The sequence below is a fragment of the Streptomyces sp. PU-14G genome (assembly GCF_041028275.1).
Classification (GTDB): Bacteria; Actinomycetota; Actinomycetes; order Streptomycetales; family Streptomycetaceae; genus Streptomyces.
In genome coordinates, this window is record NZ_JASKYT010000444.1 from 1 (window position 1) to 5,377 (window position 5,377).

Sequence of the window (5,377 nt, forward strand, 5' to 3'; positions counted from 1 at the left end):
GCCCCAGACACCCCACCACCGAAAGGCCGAGCCACCCATGTTCCGCACCGCCTGCCAGGAGCAGCTCCTTCCCGGCGCAACCCTCCAGGAGAAGTGGGAGTTCGCCGCAGCGGCCGGCTACGACGGCATCGAACTGCGCGGAAAGGGCGACTTCCACTTCCGCGAGCGCCTGCCCGCGCTGCGCAAGGCCCAGGCGGACGGCGTGCCCATGCCGACGGTCTGCGTCGACATGCCGCACTTCTTCGCCGCGTTCGACCGAGACCTGCGCCGGGACGCCCTCGCCCAGATGAAGTCGCAGCTGTCCGTCATCGCCGAACTCGGCGGCGCGGGGGCGCAGACCCCGGCCTCCTACGGCATGTTCTCCCGCAGGCTGCCGCCGTTCACCCCGCCGCGCGGCGAGGAGGAGGAGCGCGAGATCCTGCTGTCCGGGCTGACGGAACTGGGCGAGCACGCCCGCGCCGAGGGGGTCACGCTCTTCCTGGAGCCGCTGAACCGGTACGAGGACCACATGGTCAACAGGCTGGAGCAGGCGGCCGAGTTGATCCGCACCGTAGGGCTCGACGCGGTGCGCATCGGTATCGACAGCTACCACATGAACATCGAGGAGGCCGACCCGGCGGGCGCGATCGTGGCGGCGGCCCCCTACATCGGGCACGCCCAGGTCAGCGACTCCAACAGGTTCCAGCCCGGCGCGGGACACCTGGACTGGTCGGCGTGGCTCGGCGCGCTGGAGAGCGCCGGCTACGAAGGCCACCTGGCGCTCGAGTGCCGGCTGACGCCGCACCTCGACCCCGCGGAGGCCGTGCGCTCCGTACCGCCGTTCCTGGCCCGGATGTGCGGCGCCGCACCGAGCGGGGAAGACCGATGACGCCTCCGGCCGTGGCGGTGGAGCGCGGCGCGGCGCCGGTGCCGCCACCCGCTCCCGCGCGGCCTCACGGGAAGACCGACCGGGCGCTGCGGCGCAGCGCGTGCCGGGTGCTGCTCGGCAACTGGACGGGCCACTCGACGGTGCCCTCCCACGGGCTGTATCCGCACCAGTGGAGCTGGGATTCGGCGTTCATCGCGATCGGGCTGCGTCACCTGTCACCGCTGCGGGCACAGCGCGAGCTGGAGACGCTGCTGGGCGCGCAGTGGGGGGACGGGCGGATTCCGCACATCGTCTTCAACCGCGCGGTGCCGCTGGGCGCGTACTTCCCCAGCCCGGACTTCTGGCGCTCCTCGACCGCGGGCGCGGCGGCCGGTGCGCCCGGAGCCCTGGAGACATCCGGGATCGTGCAGCCGCCCGTGCACGCCCTGGCGGCGTGGCTGGTGCACCGTGCCGACCCCGAGGCCTCGGCCCGGCGCGGTTTCCTCGCCCGCGTCCACCCGCGCCTGGTGGCCTGGCACCGGTACCTGGCCGACCGGCGCGACCTGGGAGGGGGCGGCCTGGCGGCCGTGGTGCACCCGTGGGAGCCGGGCATGGACAACAGCCCGTGCTGGGACGGTCCGCTCGCGCGGATCGAGCCCGCGGCGGCGGAGTCCTTCCGACGGGCCGACCTGGTGCACGGGACGGCCGCCGACCGGCCCACCGACCTGGACTACGGACGGTACGTGCGGCTGGCCGCCACATACCGCGACCACGGCTACCGCGACGCCGCGGCCCCGCACCCGTTCGCCGTCGAGGACCCGGGGTTCAACGCGCTGTTCGCCGCCTCCGAGTACGCCCTCGCCCGGATCGCGGACGCGCTCGGCGGTGCGCCGGACGTCCACCGGGAGCGGGCCGCCGCGCTGACGGACGCCCTTGTGGAGCGGCTGTGGTCGCCGGAGGCCGGGCAGTTCCTCAGCCGCGACCTGCGTGCGGACGGTACGGGGCGGCGGCCGGCCGGACGGCTGGTGCGGGCCAGAAGTGCCGCGGGTCTGCTCCCCCTGCTCGCACCTGACCTGCCGCCGGCGGTGGTCGAGGCGCTGCTGGCCACCGTGCGGGGCCCGCACTTCGGGCTGGGGACGACGGTGCGGCTGCTGCCCAGCTACGACCTGCGGGGTGCGGCCTTCGACCCGCACCGCTACTGGCGCGGCCCGGCCTGGTTCAACGTCAACTGGCTGCTGGAGCGCGGCCTCCGGCTCCACGGCGCCCGGGAGCGGGCCGACGCGCTGGCGGGGGAGATCCTGCGAGCCGCGCACGAGAGCAACTTCGCCGAGTACCTCGACCCCTACACCGGTGCGGGCCGCGGTACCCGCGACTTCAGCTGGACCGCCGCGCTCGCTCTCGATCTGCTCGCCCGGCGGGCGCGGGACGCCTCGGCGCCCCTGCCCGCCCCGAGGAAGGACTCCTGACCCGATGACGGCGACCGAGCACCGCCTGCTCGTGCACGACGGCACCTTCGCGGTACTGGCACCCTCCGGCGACATCGTCCACGACCGGAAGGCCACGATGCCGCACGGGCTGTTCCGCCGCGACGCCCGCCACCTCAGCCGCTGGGAGCTGACGCTGGACGGTGCGGCACCCGTCGTGCTGGCGCCCGCGGCCGGAGACGCGGACGACGGTGGCGGCTGCGCCGTGCTGACCACGCCTGGCACCCGTGAGACGCCCCCGGCCTGCACCGTCTTCCGGGAACAGGCCGTCGCGGACGGCGCGCTGATCGAGCTGCTGCGCCTCGTCAGCAACCAGGGCGCGGCGGCGACCGTACGCCTCACACTGACGGCGGACGCCGACTTCGCCGACCAGATGGAGCTGCGTGCCCAGCACCGCACGTTCGCCAAGCCGGGGGCCGTGCGCGGCAGCGACCGGCGACCCGGCGGTGTCGAGTTCGGCTACCGGCGCGGCGAGGCCTGGCACGCCCGGACGGTCGTGGCGGCCGATCCCGCCCCTCTCGCGGTGGAGGAGGCAGCCGGGACCGGCGCGCCCCGCGGTGGCTCGGGGACGGCGCTGCGGTTGAGCTGGGAGCTGGAGCTGCCGCCGCACGGCACGGCCGAGCTGCGGCTGCGCGCGACGGCGCTGCCCCACGGAACCCCCGACCCCGCGGCGGTCCCCGAAGGGACCGGCCACGACGACCCGGCGCGCGTGCGCTCCCGGCTGGCGGCCGACCGGCACACCTTCGTGACCGCGCCACCGCTCCCCGCCGCCCGCACCGAGCGGACCGACCTGGCCCGCGCCTGCGCGCAGGGCCTGCGCGACCTGGCCGGGCTGCGGGTGACCGTGCCGGGGCCCGACGGGTCGTCCGTGCGCGTACCCGGAGCCGGCGTGCCCTGGTTCCTCGCCCTGTTCGGCCGCGACTCCCTGCTCACCTCGCTCTTCGCCCTCCCCTACCGCCCCGGGCTCGCCGAGGCCACGCTGCTGGCGCTGGCGGCCACGCAGGCGCGGGAGGAGGACCCGGAACGGATCGCCGAACCCGGCAAGATCGTCCACGAGGTGCGCCACGGCGAGCTGGCCGCCTTCGGACAGGTGCCGTACGGCCGCTACTACGGCTCGGTCGACTCCACGCCGCTCTTCCTCGTCCTGCTCGGCGCCTATGCCCGGCAGCAGGGCCGCGCGGGCACGGACCTGGCCCGCCGCCTGGAGCCGCAGGCACGCGCAGCCGTGCGCTGGATGTTCCGGTGGGGCGGCCTCGACGAGTTCGGCTATCTCGCCTACCGGCCGCACGAGGGCGGGCTGGCCAACCAGAACTGGAAGGACTCCCCGGGCGCCGTCTGCGCCGCCGACGGCACGCTGCCCAGCGGCGCGGTACTGGTCGCCGAAGCACAGGGGTACGCGTACGACGCGCTGTGCGGGACGGCCGAGTTGGCCCGCGGCGCCTGGGGCGACCCGGCGTACGCGGCGCGCCTGGAGGAGGCCGCGGCGGCGCTGCGCGAGCGGTTCGCCTCCGACTTCTGGCTGCCGGAGAGCGGCTTCGTACCGCTCGCGCTGGACGAGACCGGCCGACGGCTCGACGCCCTCGCCTCGGACGCGGGGCACCTGCTGTGGTCCGGCATCCTCGAACAGCGCCGGGGGCGGGCGGTGGGGCGGCGGCTGCTGGAGCCGGACTTCTTCTCCGGCTGGGGCGTCCGCACGCTCGCCGCGGGACAGGCCCCCTACCACCCGCTCTCCTACCACCGCGGCAGCATCTGGCCCCAGGACAACGCCCTGATCGCCCTGGGCCTGGCGCGCTACGGGCTGCACGAGGAGGTCCGCCGGCTCGCCGGGGGCCTGCTGGACGCCGCCGCCCGGCACGGCTACCGCCTGCCCGAGGTACTCGCGGGCTACCCCCGCGCCGACCCTCAGGACCCGGTGCCCTACCCGCACGCCTGCTCCCCCCAGGCCTGGGCAGCCGCCACCCCCCTGGCCCTGCTGACCGCGCTGGAAGGCGGCCCGGCACGGCGTTGAGTCCGGGGCAGCGTTGAGCCCGGGCCGGCGTTGAGCCCGGGACGCCTACCGCCGCGGCTTCGGCTGCCGTGTCGGCGGGCGGCGGCGTGCCGTAGTGTCCGGACATGGTCGATGTGACAGCGCGCGACGGTGGTCGCGGCAGGGCGGACGCCGTCGTCATAGGCGGCGGGGTCATCGGGCTGACGACGGCGGTGGTGCTGGCCGAGCGCGGAATGGACGTGCGGCTGTGGAGTCCCGAGGACCCGCGGGACACGACCTCCGCGGTCGCCGGCGGCCTGGTGTGGCCCTACCGGATCGAGCCCGCGGCCCGGGCGTCGGACTGGGCGGTCCGCTCGTTCCGGCACTTCTCGTGGCTGGCCGAGCAGCCGGCGAGCACCGGAGTGCGGCTGCTGCGGGGCCGGATGGCGGGCAGCGCGCCGCCCGCCGCGTGGACGGCGCTCACCGGCACCTCACCGCGCGCCCCGCTTGTCGACATGGAGACCTATCTCCGCTACCTGACGGGCCGGTTCGAGACCGCGGGCGGACGCATCGAGCGGCGCGCGGCACGCTCGCTCCAGGAGGCGGCGGCCGAGGCCCCCGTCGTCATGAACTGCAGCGGACTCGGCGCCCGCGAACTGGTGCCCGACCCCTCGATGCGCGCCGTGCGGGGACAGATCCTCGTCGTGGAGAACCCCGGCGTCGAGGAGTGGTACGTGGACGCGGGAAGCGGCGCGAGCGAGACCACCTACCTGCTGCCCCAGCCCTACGGACTGATCCTGGGCGGCACGGCGCACGAGGACGCCGAGGAGCGCGAGCCGAAGACGGCGACCGCCGAGGCGATCGTGCGGCGCTGCGCCGCGGTACGGCCCGAGGTGGCGGACGCGAAGGTGCGCGCGCACCGGGTCGGGCTGCGTCCTTTCCGGCCCAGCGTCCGGCTGGAGAGCGAGCGGCTGAGCGACGGGCGGGGCGGGGAGTCGCTGTGTGTGCACAACTACGGGCACGGCGGGVCSBGCGWCACCGTCTCCTGGGGCCCCGCCGTGCCCGTAGTTGTGCACACAC

General features: G+C 75.7%; 4 protein-coding genes. All 4 read left to right on the top strand.

Features of this window, described 5'->3' with window-relative positions; genetic code table 11:
* Positions 1–37: 37 nt before the first annotated feature.
* Positions 38–868: a sugar phosphate isomerase/epimerase family protein gene (locus AB8Z75_RS31065; protein ID WP_369207861.1), complete on the top strand. Its 831-nt coding sequence runs from the start codon at positions 38–40 to the stop codon at positions 866–868.
* On the top strand, positions 865–2,313 hold the full coding sequence (locus tag AB8Z75_RS31070) for a hypothetical protein (protein ID WP_369207855.1): 1,449 nt from the start codon (positions 865–867) through the stop codon (positions 2,311–2,313). The genes AB8Z75_RS31065 and AB8Z75_RS31070 overlap by 4 nt, the downstream gene beginning before the upstream one ends.
* A gap of 4 nt (positions 2,314–2,317) precedes the next feature.
* Complete coding sequence (locus AB8Z75_RS31075; RefSeq protein WP_369207857.1) at positions 2,318–4,339, top strand: glycogen debranching N-terminal domain-containing protein; 2,022 nt, start codon at positions 2,318–2,320, stop codon at positions 4,337–4,339.
* A gap of 104 nt (positions 4,340–4,443) precedes the next feature.
* A partial coding sequence (locus tag AB8Z75_RS31080; RefSeq protein ID WP_369207859.1) for an FAD-dependent oxidoreductase occupies positions 4,444–5,377 on the top strand: 934 nt, incomplete at its 3' end.